Below are 15,007 nucleotides of genomic sequence, written 5' to 3'. Positions count from 1 at the left end.
GGGGTTGCCTGTGTTGGTATTTTCTATAATCCTGTTACCCCGTTGGGGTTATGAATCCCGAAGGGATGCCAAGATTATAGATGAAATGTAAAACCACGTATTAACAACCCCAACGGGGTGATATGATTGTAACCATTACAAAAACCTTGGCGGGAAGAAGTTTTCAAATACATGTCGGGCATTATCAAAGGCAAAAATCAAAAACCAATCATTGTCAATGGGGTGTCAGACCATACGATGCAAAATACCTGTTTGAATGGTACGAGTAAGGAATCAGCGAACCTGTTTTCATGTATAAAAAACGCTTCTTTTTATACACGTTCGGTAGTTCATGTATAAAAAAACATAAATTTATACATGAGATACAAAACGGATGGATACAGTTATTAATGCAACAATAAAATAACCAATGGCTTATCTCAACGAATCACACATTGAAGTTGCCGACATTGATTTTTTTGTCAATCAACTGGGCTACACGCACATCAACGCCTGGGAAAAACAGCTGTTGGGGCGAAGTAGCCTCAAAGAAGTGGTTTTGAAAGACCGGTTGAAAGCCCAACTGGAAGTGCTGAACCCACACCTTCCCGAATCGTCGCTCACGTATGCCATTGGCGAAATCACCAAAAGCCGCGCCACGCTCACGCCGCTGTTGGCCAACAAAGAAGTCTATGAACTCATCAAAAACGGTGTTCCCGTTGCCTATAAAAATGCACAAGGACGCGAAGTCAACGATTACGTCCGCATCATTGATTTCAGCGCCGACAACAAAAACGATTTTTTGCTGGTATCGCAGCTAAGTATCGAATACCAACAGACTCAGGCCATTACGCGGCGCCCTGATTTACTGTTGTACGTCAACGGCCTGCCATTGGTGATGATTGAACTGAAAAACGCGACCGAAAAAGTAAAAACGGGCTATGACAAAAACCTGACCGATTACCGCCGCGACATTCCTCAATTGTTTTGGTACAACCTCTTTGTCTGCATTTCAAACGGCATCCAAACCCGCATCGGTAGCTTCAATGCCCCTTGGGACCATTTTTTCAGTTGGCTCAAGTTGACCGACACCGCCATCACCCACGACCAACCCACCAAAGAAGAAATCGAAAAAGAAAGCGAGCAGACGGGCGAGCACCTGAGCCTCAAACTGTTTGGGCAGGGCCTTTGCCAAAAAGATACCCTCATTGATTACTTTGAAAACTTTGTACTTTACCACAAAAACAAGGTAAAAATCATTGCCAAAAACCACCAATATCTCGGCGTAAATAATGCCATTGCGGGACTGAAAGCCAAAGACACCAACAAAGGGAAATTGGGCGTTTTCTGGCACACGCAGGGGTCAGGCAAATCGTATTCGATGATTTTTTTCTCCAAAAAGATTCACCGAAAAATCACGGGCAACTGGTCTTTTCTGATTATAACCGACCGTCGGGATTTGGACAGTCAGATTTACCGAAATTTCAACGAAACCGAAACCATTGTTGAAACCAAAGACCAAAAAGAAAACTATTTCCGACCTGCCGACAAAGAAAAACTTCGGGAGTATCTGCAATCCAACCGCGCCTACGTATTCACGCTGATTTTCAAATTCGGCATTGAAAGCGGTAAAACCTTCCAACAACTCACTGACCGTAACGACTGGATTGTGATGGTGGACGAAGCTCATCGCACCCAATACAAGAGCCTGGCCGAAAACATGCGCATCGGTCTGCCCAACGCCCAATACATTGCCTTTACAGGTACGCCCTTGCTCCGCAGTGAGCTTACCAAAGATTGGTTTGGGCCGTACGTATCGGAATACAATTTTGCGCAAAGTATCGAAGATGGTGCTACGGTGCCCATTTATTACAAAAAGAGTGTGCCGCGTGTGGAGCAAATCAATCCTGATTTGGTAGGAGAAGCCGCCGCGATTTTGGAAGACGAAGACCTCAGCGAAGAACAGAAGAAAAAACTAGATCGGGAATATTCGACGCTGCTGAACGTAGTACGCCGCGACGACCGTCTGGAAGAAATCGCCAAGCACATCGTTCAGCATTTTCCCTACCGATTGGACGTGGACGATGACGAAGGAAACCGCAAGCCCATGAAGGCTATGGTTATCAGCATTGACAAATTTACGGCCGTCAGGATGTACGACAAAGTGCAATACCACCTAAAGGAAGAAATCAAATTACTGCGTAAAAAAATAGCCATTGAAAGGTACAAAGAACTTAAAAACCGCTATTCTCGGGCGTTGGCTTTTATGCAGGAAACCCGAATGGCGGTGGTCATCAGTCAGGAAGGGAGCGATAAAGAAGAAGAAAAAGCATTTGCCGATGTGGGACTGAACATCAAACCGCACCGCGCATTGATAGACCATCCCGACGACGATGGCCGCAACATTGAGGATTATTTCAAAGACGAAAACAATACGTATCGAATTGTATTCGTCACCGCCATGTGGATGACGGGCTTTGATGCTCCTTCCGTTTCGACATTATATCTGGACAAACCTCTCCAAAATCATACCCTGATGCAAACCATTGCCCGGGCCAATCGGGTGATTGAAGGCAAGAAAAACGGCTTGGTGATTGATTATTTCGGCGTATTTCGTAACCTCAAAATAGCCTTGGCTGCCTATGCCGAAGGGTCTAAAGGGAAACTTCCTAAAACGGAGGACGAAGAGGAATACCCTGCCAAAGAGTTTGAGGAGCTTTTGCAACTGTTGGAACAATCCATCTCCGAAGCCAAAGCTTACTGTAAAAACTTGGGGGCCGATATAGACCGCATCCTGACCCTTGGAGAAAAAGGATTTAAGGAAATTGAGCTGTTTCAGGAGTATGCCAACCTGATTTTAGCCAAAGACGAACATCGCAAACAGTTAGGACTATATGTAAATACCATTACGTCGTTGTACGATTCGGCCAAACCCGAAGTGTACGAATATCCCGTTCTTAAAAAAGGCCGTGATGTTTTTCAATACCTGAGAGACGTGGTAGAACGAAATGTAGATCGTGACGAGGCCGTTGAGCGGGCCAAAAAGAAAATTGACGAATTGCTGGATTCGAGCGTCGTTGGCAAGGGCGATTTAGTGAATGAAAGTAGAGCAGAATACACCATCGACGATTCCAAACAAATTGATTTGAGTCGAATAAATTTTGAGCAATTGCGCCTTGAATTTCCCGAAAAGAAACACAAGAATATTCAATTTGCCGACCTTCGGGAATTGTTGGAAATCAAGCTCAAACAGATGCTCGCACAAAATAAAACACGCGGATCGTTTCTGGCCAACTTCCAAAAGGTTATTGACGATTACAACTCAGGTAGCCTTTCCATTGAAGAAGCCTACGAGGCACTCATCAAACAGGCAGAAACCTTAAATGAAGAGCAGCAACGCGCCGCCAAAAATGAAATGACGGAAGCGGAGCAAGAGTTGTTTGATTTGTTGAAGAAAGAAAAACTCACTAAGGAAGAGGAAAAAAGTGTGAAACTTGCCGCTAAGACCCTATTAGAAAAACTATTTGATGCCAAAAACAAAATCCTGATTCAGGAATGGCACAAAGAAAAAGCCACGCAAGAAAAGGTCAGATGGGAAATCCAACAGATTTTAGGGCATCATCTTCCTGAACCCAGCTACGACCGTTTGGTATTTTCTCAAAAAGTAGATGTCACTTTTCAACATTTTTATGGTTTGGCTCAAATGGGCTTGGGGTTTGTCGCATAATCCCAAGCTTGTTATTTATTTTTTATTGGGGGCTGTAGCTGTTTTCTTAATTCTTCATTTTCAGTTACATATCTTTGGAGTTGTCCTTTTAGGTAAGCATTTTCAGAAAGCAGTGCCGAAATCATTTTTTCAGTTTCATCATAAGGCACAGCTTCTTCAGATTGTTTGGCTTGATTAGCATACCCCCTACATGTTCCACAACAATACTTAGCAGTAGAACGGCTGGCAAAGAAAATAGTTCCACACCAAAGGCAGGTTTTTTCAAAGACTTTGGCGTTGTATTTGAAATCTGAGCGGTCTAATTTAGGCATAATTTATAATTTTTTGTTTTTATAACGAAATAAATACGATATAAATTCATTTTTATTATTCAAAAATCTCCCTTTTTAACATAAACAATTCCCTTCCCCCCATTTTGAGGTTTATAATGACAATGATTACTTCTATCTACTTCAAAAATCAAATCCTAAGAATACAATATGCAGTTTATAATTTAAGGGGATATAATGAAGGCTGGGAGTCGCAGCCGTTGGGCCTAGGCAGCCTTACCAACGACGGACAGATCGAAGAGTCGGAGTTGGAATCCCGTTTTGTACGTAGCCTCCGCCACTTTGCCGCGCCGCGCCACGACTGGACCTTCGGACAGTCGAACGACGACGGCATGGTGACCTACACGCTGGTGTATCGAAATGAGCGCCATCGGTTCAGTTACGTAATTCGGCCTCAGGTGGAACTGGGTCCCGCCGACGGTGTAGAGTACCACACCCGCACCGATTTCATGGTAATCTGCACCGAAGCCCTTTTGGACGGACAGGTCATGAATACCCACTACGACACCCGCCTTCCCAAAGTGGCGATTTACCTAGATGGCTATCAGTACCATGCCTCCTCCGAAAACAACCGTTTTGAAAACGACCTCCGCAAGCGACGCGCCATTTTGCAAAACCCCGCCTTCGTCACCTGGACTCTCACGTGGGAAGACATAGAACGGTTTGATGAAGGCTTGTCGGAAGCCGGTCCGCAACCCAATCGGGCAGATGGGTTGAGCCAACAGCTTCAAAAAGAAGGCTTTCGCGACAGCGCTAAAGCTTTGTTGAAAAGCGCTAAAAACCTGCGCATCAACATCAGCGAAGCGCAGAACAACTTGGAACGCCTGCTCAAATTTCTGGAATACCCCATCGACGATGCGCCGTTTCGGTACGATTGGGCCACCTTTTTAGGACTCTTTCAGGCCAAATTGCTTGTTCCGTCGTACCCACCCACGTGGATGCCGGAGCAGTTGTTCGGAGACGCAACACCGATGCGCTACTGCGTTGAGCAAAAGACGTTGGATGGCTGGGTGAAATTTCAGGGCGTGGCAGCCAATCCTTTTTTTGAGGCCAAGACCTTTGTAAACATTCACCAAAACCGGGTGGAAAGTGAACTCCTGCTGCATGACTCATCGGTGATCGACAAAGGGCTTTGGAATCAATTTTGGACCTATTTCAACTGCATTCAGTTCTTTCCAGTACGGTTTGTATCGGTGGGAGCGGCAGCGCCTAACGTTGAAGAATCGACGCTGCTTGCCCCCAATGAATCCTTTTTGAGCTTGTACGATGATGCATTGCACCCCATTATTCGACAGTTGTTTGCGCTTAATTACGTCCAAACCGAACGTGATGAGGTGCAATTAAATGCATTGTTGGATGAAGAAGACAACGAAATTGCGGGGGCGGAGCTCATCATTCCGCACCTCAAAATAGCCATTCACCCGTATTCACCTGACGACGAAACGATATTTCTCGAAAAAGGCTATCAACTTAAATCTATGGATGACCTAACCGACCTAAACCTATGAAACTGTTTTTTTACGATAAATTCTGGGATGCTTTTCTGCAACTGAATAAAACGACCCAGAAAAAAGTGGTTGATTTTCAGCGCAAGTTTAAAGATAATCCGAAATCGGCCGCCATTCATTTAGAGCCCATCTCGACCTTTCGGGACCCGTCGCTGCGCACTGCCCGCATTGACGATAAATACCGCGCCATCATCAAAGCCCCTGCCACAGGTGATGCCTACTACCTGCTGTGGGTAGACAACCACGACGAAGCCATGGATTGGGCTGCCAATAAGTTGTTTCAATGGAACGAACATACGCAATCAATTCAGGTCTTTTCAGCTCCCGAAGTGGTAGAAAAAGCCATCGACAAAGCACTGCCTGACGTGACCACAACTGAAGAAGGGCTGTTTGATGCTTGGCCGGACGCCCAATTGCTGAACATTGCCGTGCCTGAGGTGCTATTGCCCTCCGTGCGAAAGATACTGAGTCTCAATGATCTCGAAAAACTGGAGCCTTACCTACCCGCCGATGCCTTTGAGAACCTATTTTACCTGACCGACGGAGCCAACATCGAACTGTTGATGGCCGAAATGCAGGAAGGAAGATCGGAAGCGGACACCGCCGAGGAGCAGGCCCAAAGTCGCAACAACCAACGCAGTTTTGTGGAACTCACCGACGACCAACTCTTCAACGAGGCATTGTCGGGTACCCTTCAAAAGTGGAAATACTACCTGCACCCTTCGCAACGGCGCTTGGTGGACGGGAATTTCAACGGTCCCGTCAAAGTATCGGGCGGTGCGGGTACGGGAAAAACCGTCGTGGCGTTGCACCGACTCAAGTACCTCACCGCCCAAAGCTCGGCCGCCGACAAACCGATTTTGTTTACCACTTTCACTAAAGCCCTTACCGAAAATCTCAAAGAGCTGGCGCAAGATCTTGACATTCCCGCCAACAAAATTTGGATTGAAAACATAGATGCGCTGGCCTTTGGGTTGGTCAGACAGCATCAACTGGTCGAAGAAAACGCCCGGGTCTTTGGTCTCAACGCGGTCAAAAATGCGGAAGACGTCTGGGAAGAGATGCTCGAATCGGAATTGATCGGCTACGACAAAGCTTTTCTGATGAAAGAATACGAAGACGTAGTGCTGTTGAACAACGTCCAAACCTTTGAGCAATACCTCCAAACCTCCCGCATCGGGCGAAGCAAAGCCCTCTCCAGAAGGCAACGGAAAGAGGTTTGGGACCTGCTGGAAACGCTCAAAACCTACAAGGCTGAGCGCCATTACTATTACAAGGAAGAAATCTACAACCTGCTGTATAATTACCTGACGGCAAAATCATTGCATCCGTTCAATGCCTGCATCGTGGATGAGTTGCAGGACTTTTCCAACGTCGAACTGCGCGTCATCCGGGCGATGGTGGCTAAAAAGCCCAACGACCTGTTTTTGGTCGGCGACCCGCTCCAAAAGATTTATGACAAAAAGATCAATTTCTCCAAAGTAGGTATTCAGGTCAGGGGCAAGCGCAGCAAGCGCCTCCGCCTCAACTATCGTACGACCGAAGAGATCAAAAAAGCAGCAATGTCCATTCTTCAAAATTGTACTTTTGATAACTTCGACGGCGAAGCGGAAGATAAAAGCGGGTACGTCTCACTGTATCATGGGCTTTATCCTCAATACGCGCTTTTCAAAACCAAAGAAGAAGAGACGGATTTTATCGGGCAAGCCATTCAGCAATTGATGCAACAGGGCTACCGCTACGCGGATGTATGCGTAGCAAGCCGTACCAAAGACGGCATCAAAGACATCAAGAGCTACCTGCACCGCCTCAAAATCCCCTATTTTGAAACCAAAGGCGACCGTCAGGGTATCCGTCTCCTGACCCTCCACGGTCTCAAAGGGCTGGAATTCAAACACGTCTTTCTGACCGACGTCAACGACCGCACCTGTCCCAAACTCCCAGCTGAATTTGACCAATGGGAACCCGCTGAAAAAGACACGTACCTAAAATCAGAGCGAGCTTTGCTGTACGTAGCCTTCACCCGCGCCATCGAAAACGTACAACTCACAGGGATTGGACAAAAAAGTACGCTGATCGGCATTTAAAAATAGGATTCAGTTAATCGCCGTTTTTAAAAAAATGTATATTTAGGCTTTAAATGTATTTTCTATCATAGCAACCAACACCAATAAAGGGCATCGGAAAGGAGCGGTAAAGGGACGAGGATTAGCCCTCAAAATCGTAATCAAAGAAACCTCTGAAATAACATATAAATATCTAATCAATCGGTCAAAAAAACTACTTTCAAAGCAGCACGGGTGGTATTAAAAGTATTGGAATTTTGTTTCGATTAAATTTAAAAATCAATGGCCTACAAATACGAAGTATTCATAAGTTACCGCCACGAAAGCCTATCCAGAGACTGGATTCACAAATGGTTTTTACAAACATTCAAAGATCATTTTGAGTCTCTTTTTCAAAAAGAACAGGGAATTATATTTATTGACACTTCCGAAATCCTCTCAGGAACTCATTGGGAATCAAAGATTAGAGATGCTTTGCTACATTCTAAATTAATGATTTCTTTTTGGACTCCTAAGTATTTCAGCCCAGATTCTTATGGCTTAAAAGAGTTAGCTTTTATAGATTACAGACAGAAAAGACTCAATTTAGGAGTTGAAAAAAGCCTTGTGATTCCAATACGATTACGAGGCGAATATACTTCTACATCTTATCTTCAATATATCAACTTCGAACCTCATTTATCTATCCCCCGTGGTAAACCTCCGCGTAGTTTAGAAAAAGAAATTAAAAAGCTTGCTAACGAAGTTTTTGAGCGATTGGCTCACGTTCCAGAATGGCAGGACGATTTGGCATCCGAGCATTGGATAACCGAAGCTGAAAGCCATATTCCAGTAGTTAAATCCATTTGTAATATAAAACCTTGGGCTTGTCCATCAATCGATTAGATGTAATATGGAAGGGAAAATCATCACATTTTATTCGTATAAAGGAGGCGTTGGACGAAGTATGGCTTTGGCCAATATAGCTGTGTTGATGAAGCGTTGGGGCTACAACGTCCTTATACTTGATTGGGACTTAGAAGCGCCTGGATTGGAAAATTTTTTCAAAGATTATATTTCATTGGAAGAGTTCCAGCAAAAAGAAGGTATAGTAGATTTATTGTTAAAATATACTGAAAATAGCCCTATTGATTGGCATGATATTGTTCAAAACATCCCCTTTGAGTCAAACCAAAAAGGGCGACTTGATTTGATTACGGCTGGGTTGAGGCACGAAGAGTATTTTGCCAATGTCCGAAAGTTCGATTTTAATAGCTTTTATACAGAACATGAAGGAGGAGCATACATTGAAACCCTACGGGAACAGTGGAAGAGTAACTACGACTTTGTCTTAGTAGATAGCCGCACGGGGGTAACTGATATTGGAGGCGTATGTACGGTACAACTCCCAGATATTGTAGTTCTACTTTTTACAGCAACGGAACAAAGTTTACAAGGAATTTTACGAGTGGGGAAGAAAATCAACGCATCCCTTAAAAAACTTCCCGTTGAACGATACCACATTTCCATTTTGCCAATTCCAAGCAGATTTGAAAATTTGACAGAATTTAAGATAGGGCAAGAATGGTTAGAAAGATTCTCCAAAGACTTGCTCCCTTTGGTTGAAGACTGGCTGCCAGAAGAATACGGCACTCCAATCAGGTTTAAAGCCCTTATTGAATTCTTTAAAATACCTTATATACCTTATTTTAGTTTTGGTGAGAAGCTTCCAGTTATTGAGCAAGGCACTAATGACACCACAGGTATAGGTTATGCTTATGAAAACCTTTCGTTATTACTTGCAAATGATCTACAAGACACGGAACTGTTATTTACTAATCGAGATATTTTGTTTACAAAAGTTAATAAAATTAGAAATAATATTTACAAACCTGTTCAATATGATGTTTTTATCGCTCGCAAAAGCCAGGATGCTCACTTAGCCAAAGATCTCTATGATTTTTTGACAAATAAGGGATTGAAGGTGTTTGACGCTGACCATAGCTTACCAGAAATGGGTAATGTGGATTATAGCCGTGCTATTGACGATGCTTTGGTTAATACGCAACATTTGATAGTAATGGGCAGCTCAGTCGAAAATATCACCTCACCTTGGGTCGAAGCAGAATGGCGTTTTTTCTTGAATCGTAAGCGTTCGGGGCAGGCAAAGGGAAATTTGTTGACAGTAGTAACAAATACGCTTAAAATTGATGAATTACCACCGAGTTTGCAGAATTATGAAGTGTTTTCGATGAACATAAGAAATTTTGATACAATTTACTTATTTGTATCCCCTCAACTATCTGATTATCTACGTAAAAATCAAATTTTTTTATCTGATCGTGAGAAAGAGTTATTAAAATTAATTTCACACGGTCTTACCTCTAATGAAATTGCCACCGAAATGAATTTATCTAAATATACGATTGAAGAATATCGAATGATGCTTATGAAAAAATTTAAAGCTAAAAATTCAACACACTTGGTTAAGTTAGCATTTGAGCATGAAGTACTTTAATTCCTTTTGAAGGTATTATTATAGTAATGATGGGTGGGCATAACCCAAAAAGTGGGTAATCTTGTAGATTTGAAGTTGAAAAATCAAAATATTACATCTCCCGTAATCGCTCGCCTCTTGGCGAGTGATGATGATTCAAAGTCATCATGACGGTTTGAAGCCTTTGAATATTTCTCACTCGGCAGAGCCAAGCGAGTGTGAGGGGAAATTTTTGAACGACTCATACTATCATATATAGAGTTTTTTGTATCTTATCTCCCAAAAGTAGTCGCTTAACATAGAAATTTAACACAAAGCATGTGTATAGCTATTATTCAAAAGTCCCAAAACCCGTCCTTTTCTTTTTTTATTGCTATTAATCGAGAAGAAATCTATTCAAAAAAATGGAAAAAAGTAGCTATGCACTGGCCCAACTACCCCCATTGCTATGGCTATTTAGATATTGAAAGTGGTGGTACATGGTTAGCTTACACAGAGCACCTAATGGGTATAATTATCAATCGTGAATTTCCAATTAATCTAAAACTCAATACTCGGGCATTTGTGGTTTTAGAAGCATTAGAGGGTGCTATATCCATACAAGACGCTATTCAAAATCTTGATTACCTTGATTTTTCACTTATCAAGCCATTTAATCTCTTGTTAATAGATAAGCAGTCAGTTTGGTATGGAACAAACTGGGTTAGTACTATTCGAGCAAAAATCCAATTCACTCAATTATGTCAAGATCTAACTGTACTAAATCGGACAAGTCCAAATGACTTCGATCAAATAAGAGTTCATCATGCTTTCCAAACTTTTAGCCACCTCGTTCAACCCAACCCAGTTCTTAATCAATGGATGGCTTGGGAAACTGAATTGACAAAAACTTGCTTGACTACAAGCCCAAATGATGAGTATGAACTTTGGTTAAAATCAGCCAATTGGGGAACGCTCTCGTCAGATATTATTGCTGTTGAACTTACAAAAAAAACTCCCTTTTTAATTCATTCCGTCAAATCAAAAAATCATGATACCTGATTTTATTCAAATGTTATTACTAAGGCAAAATAGCCAATCAGTAGCCGTCAGTGAAAGAAATCGAGATTGGACGTATCAAGAGTTTGTGCGTGATGTGCAAAACGCCCAAGCATTTTTCTTACAAAAGAGAATCGAAAAAATCTTAATAGCACTTCCTCAATCATACTACGCCTATGTACTCGAATGGGCAGCCTATACCGCAGGGATTACCTTTTGTCCCGTGAGTATTACGACTCCAATAGACCGATTACATTATTTTATATCGCAGTTTCAGCCTGATTTGATTTTTGCGGAAGTAACTATTAGGCATGAGACGACTCAAATAGCTCCTCAGACTTTTTTTAAAGGTTTAGAAAAATCTGGACACCTACTGTCGCCCAAAAACCTTGAAATAGCCTATGTAATCTTTACTTCTGGCTCTACTGGAACTCCCAAGGGTGTTATGGTGAAACGTACAGGATTGGATAATTTTTTACGATGGAGTACCACAGAATATCCCGTAGGTGAAAATGACGTTTGGGGGCAATACTCAAATTTAAGTTTTGATTTGAGTATATGCGATATTTTTACCGCTCTCTGCAAGGGGGCTTGCCTCGTACCCGTAGCAACTCCTGCCGAAAAACTTTTGCCAGGTAACATTATCAAAAACAAAAAGATTACTTTTTGGCACTCCGTTCCAAGTGTAGTGGATGTACTAAGTAAAGCCAAACAACTCAAACCCGAAACATTAAGTTCACTTAAAACCATTACTTTTTGCGGTGAGAAGTTATTCCCTTCGCAATTGGAATTACTTTTTGAGGCTAACCCAAACTTGTTGATATATAACACGTATGGTCCCACAGAAGGGACAGTATTTTTTACATTCATTAAATTGACAAAGGAAAACTATAAAGATTTTGCCAACAATACAATTTCAATTGGTAACCCTATTGAGGGTTATAGGCTTCATTTACAGCCTTCTAACGAAGACAACAGCTTAGGAGAAATCATTATTCTTAGCGATTACTTGGCCAAAGGCTATCTCAATAATCCTGAAAACAAAGCTTTTGGAACAATTCAAAACGAAAGTAAACGATACAGTGCGTATTTTACAGGTGATTATGCAGAACAAATTAACGAAAATTTGTACTTTGTGTGTCGTAAAGACGCTCAAATCAAAGTTATGGGGCATCGGGTAGATTTGAGCGAAATAGACCACGAACTCCGTAATTTTGGTTGCCATGCCAGTATTAGCACTTTTTATCGGAATAAAATTATTTCTTTTGTAGTCGTAGATAATTTTGACGAAGCACAGATAATGGCTTATCTAACTCAGAAACTACCCCCATACTATATTCCAAACTTGATGATAGCCAAAGAGCAGTTCAGCTATAACAATAGTAGTAAAATAGACCTAAAACAATTGATCCAATCCATCGAATATTTGTTTGAAAAATGAAAGAAAAAGTAATTGAAATCATTGCAGTGGTGTTGGAATGTAAGCCCGAAACTTTGGACGAAAATTCAGGTCTGGGCCGCCATTACAAGTGGGATAGTTTAGGCCATGTTGGTATCATGGTGGCACTTGAAGAACACTTTCCAATTCATATAGATGAATCTAACATCGAACAGCTTTTGACCATTAACCAAATCCTTGACTATTTAGAACAGTATGTCTCGCACTAATCCCAAAGGTGACTTGGTGTCGGTGATTATTGCTACCTATCAGTATGATTTAGACCGACTCGCCAAAGCCCTCCAAAGCGTATTTGACCAGACCTATACACCCATCGAAATCGTGATTTGCGACGATGGTTCGACTTTACCCTTAACTACGGCAACAGAGCAATTGTTGGCCAAATGCCACAACCACCAAAATATGCCCATAGTACTAACTGCTAATCTCCAAAATAGGGGTATCTCAGCAGCCCGAAACAGAGCCGTGGCAGCCTCAAAAGGCAAATGGTTGGTGTGGTTGGACGACGATGACACTCTGGCAGCCGACTGTATCGAACAGTTGATAGTACATTCAGCTAGATGTACAATGGTGATAGGCGAGTGCATCGTATTTGAAAATGGAACAGTAACTCGCCGCAAGCCTAAACCCTATTTTGAGGAGGCCAAAAAATACTTTCGTACTGAAAAAGACCCTTTTTTGCTCAATATTATTTCCATTCAGCCGCAGTTGGTTGACAAGATAACTTTTGACCAACTGAGAGGCTTCGATGAGAGTTTTCTTTATGCAGAGCTAACAGACTTTTTTTTACGATATTTACTACTCAAAGGTATAAGTACACTTGACTTTATTGAGGAGGCTATCTATTTTTATGACAGAACAAGAGAGGGTACTGTTACATCTAAAAGAGAGATACTATTTACGTATAGATTACAGGCACTCAATCGCTATAAAGAAGGTATCAATATACTACACAAACTCTATTACGATAAACGTGACTCCATTTCTATGATGCAAACATACAAATTAGCAAATCTTTAAATGTTCAAAAAAATGAAAAAGAAAATCAAGTTTAAAAGTTTTGATGGAACTAATTTGGTTGGTATTTTAACTATTCCAAATGGAAAAATAAAAGCAGCATTTTTGCTCGTCCACGGAATTCCATCAGATAAAGATGAGTGGGGTTTCTACAAAGATTTAACTTTTTTTTTAGAAGAAAATCAAATAGCGTCATTTAGGTTTGATTTCAGATATAATGGGGAAAGCCAAAAGGGTAAATTTAAAAATCTAACTATATCAGCTCTTGTAAATGATATCGAAAGCGCATTTTGGCAATTGAGAAACAGTTTTACAGAAGATTTGGCATTGTATGTGGTAGGTACAAGCTGTGGAGGTGGTATATTAATAAAGTGGTTGAATTCTTTTAAAAGACCGATAAAAAAAGCATTTCTTATGGCCCCTGTATTAGACTATATGTTTGAAGTGACAGGTAAAGAAAAAGCTCATTTTTTTGATAAATTCAGTACTCTAACAGATGAAGACTTAGTAAAAATAAAGAAAACAGGGGTACTAAATGAAGATGTTGGATATGGTATTGGAATGCTTAATGAGGCAAATATATTTGATATAAAAGATGAATTCAATAATTGTCATATTCCAATACATATTTTTCATGGCAAAGATGACACAATAGTTCCCATTGATATTACTCTAAGAAGTATTTCAGGTTACGATAATATCAAACTTACAGAAGTCCCAAAAGCAAATCATGGTTTTGCGGTGGTAGGCGATGATGACTTAACACACCCCGATACCAAGGCTAATCATTTTTTTATTTACAAGAAAATCTTAAAATCAATTTAATCATGAATCCATACATCACAGAAAAAGTCCATTTTTTAGGCATTAAATCCATAGGTTTTTTCTCAATTGTTGGAGATGAAAAAATGTCTACTACTATTGGCGATAATGCAAAAATTGGGAGATACTGTATCGTTGAAGGTGACGTAATCATAGGTGATAATTTTGAAATGGATGATTATTGTACTGTGTATCAAAATTGTAGAATTGGTAATAATGTAAAATTGTTATATGGTAAAAAAATATATGGAAAGTCTATGATTGGTAACGATTGTATAATTGGTGGCCATATTCCTGAAAGATGTATTTTAGCGGATAGAGTGACTTTTATGGGGGAGGTTGCTCATAGTCATTATAATCCAACCAGAGATTGGAATACTACTGATGAACCATCGCCTGTAATAGGGGAAGGCAGTATAGTGGGTGTTAATGCAATTTTGGTGGGAGGTATACATATTGGCCAAAATTGCTATGTTTCCGCTGGTGAAATCCTCAGAACTGATTTGCCAGACAATACAGTATTTATCAAAAATGAAATAAAAGATATAAAATATTTTAAAGGTCTTATTAGAACCCGATATTGACA

At 41.2% G+C, this 15,007-nt stretch carries 12 protein-coding genes and 1 pseudogene; 12 read left to right on the top strand and 1 reads right to left on the bottom strand.

What is annotated here, in order from left to right; translation table 11 throughout:
* Window positions 1-135 precede the first annotated feature (135 nt).
* Window positions 136-234, top strand: a pseudogene (locus tag AC23N5_RS19500) (IS200/IS605 family transposase); the annotation flags it as partial.
* A 175-nt stretch (window positions 235-409) separates the two neighbouring features.
* Window positions 410-3,706, top strand: a complete 3,297-nt coding sequence (locus AC23N5_RS19495) for a type I restriction endonuclease subunit R (RefSeq protein ID WP_487756875.1) — start codon at window positions 410-412, stop codon at window positions 3,704-3,706.
* A gap of 11 nt (window positions 3,707-3,717) precedes the next feature.
* Here AC23N5_RS19495 and AC23N5_RS19490 read toward each other — a convergent pair whose 3' ends face one another.
* Entirely contained in the window at window positions 3,718-4,017 is a 300-nt protein-coding gene (locus AC23N5_RS19490) for a hypothetical protein (protein WP_487756874.1), read from the bottom strand.
* Window positions 4,018-4,139: 122 nt separating this feature from the next.
* Between AC23N5_RS19490 and AC23N5_RS19485 the strand changes: the two genes are divergently transcribed.
* The 10 genes from AC23N5_RS19485 (at window position 4,140) to AC23N5_RS19440 (ending at window position 15,005) form a co-directional block, all read left to right on the top strand.
* A complete protein-coding gene (locus tag AC23N5_RS19485; protein ID WP_487756873.1) occupies window positions 4,140-5,543 on the top strand; it encodes a hypothetical protein in 1,404 nt (467 codons plus the stop codon).
* On the top strand, window positions 5,540-7,630 hold the full coding sequence (locus AC23N5_RS19480) for a UvrD-helicase domain-containing protein (protein ID WP_487756872.1): 2,091 nt from the start codon (window positions 5,540-5,542) through the stop codon (window positions 7,628-7,630). The genes AC23N5_RS19485 and AC23N5_RS19480 overlap by 4 nt, the downstream gene beginning before the upstream one ends.
* Window positions 7,631-7,891: 261 nt before the next feature.
* Window positions 7,892-8,494 carry a toll/interleukin-1 receptor domain-containing protein gene (locus tag AC23N5_RS19475; RefSeq protein ID WP_487756871.1) on the top strand — a complete coding sequence of 201 codons (603 nt, stop codon included), beginning with the start codon at window positions 7,892-7,894 and terminating at the stop codon, window positions 8,492-8,494.
* A 7-nt stretch (window positions 8,495-8,501) separates the two neighbouring features.
* Window positions 8,502-10,106 carry a KGGVGR-motif variant AAA ATPase gene (locus tag AC23N5_RS19470; RefSeq protein ID WP_487756870.1) on the top strand — a complete coding sequence of 535 codons (1,605 nt, stop codon included), beginning with the start codon at window positions 8,502-8,504 and terminating at the stop codon, window positions 10,104-10,106.
* A gap of 297 nt (window positions 10,107-10,403) precedes the next feature.
* Window positions 10,404-11,126: an NRDE family protein gene (locus AC23N5_RS19465; RefSeq protein ID WP_487756869.1), complete on the top strand. Its 723-nt coding sequence runs from the start codon at window positions 10,404-10,406 to the stop codon at window positions 11,124-11,126.
* Window positions 11,116-12,564 carry an AMP-binding protein gene (locus AC23N5_RS19460; protein ID WP_487756868.1) on the top strand — a complete coding sequence of 483 codons (1,449 nt, stop codon included), beginning with the start codon at window positions 11,116-11,118 and terminating at the stop codon, window positions 12,562-12,564. Before AC23N5_RS19465 ends, AC23N5_RS19460 begins: the two co-directional genes overlap by 11 nt.
* Entirely contained in the window at window positions 12,561-12,791 is a 231-nt protein-coding gene (locus AC23N5_RS19455; RefSeq protein WP_487756867.1) for an acyl carrier protein, read from the top strand. Before AC23N5_RS19460 ends, AC23N5_RS19455 begins: the two co-directional genes overlap by 4 nt.
* A complete protein-coding gene (locus AC23N5_RS19450) occupies window positions 12,778-13,602 on the top strand; it encodes a glycosyltransferase family 2 protein (RefSeq protein WP_487756866.1) in 825 nt (274 codons plus the stop codon). Before AC23N5_RS19455 ends, AC23N5_RS19450 begins: the two co-directional genes overlap by 14 nt.
* A 12-nt stretch (window positions 13,603-13,614) precedes the next feature.
* On the top strand, window positions 13,615-14,424 hold the full coding sequence (locus AC23N5_RS19445) for an alpha/beta hydrolase (protein ID WP_487756865.1): 810 nt from the start codon (window positions 13,615-13,617) through the stop codon (window positions 14,422-14,424).
* Between the two features lie 2 nt (window positions 14,425-14,426).
* Window positions 14,427-15,005: a DapH/DapD/GlmU-related protein gene (locus tag AC23N5_RS19440; protein WP_487756864.1), complete on the top strand. Its 579-nt coding sequence runs from the start codon at window positions 14,427-14,429 to the stop codon at window positions 15,003-15,005.
* Window positions 15,006-15,007 lie beyond the last annotated feature (2 nt).

The organism is Runella sp. R5_40, from assembly GCF_057652295.1.
Note: the sequence above shows the minus strand (reverse complement) of the source record. Positions and strands in the feature narration are given on the sequence as shown.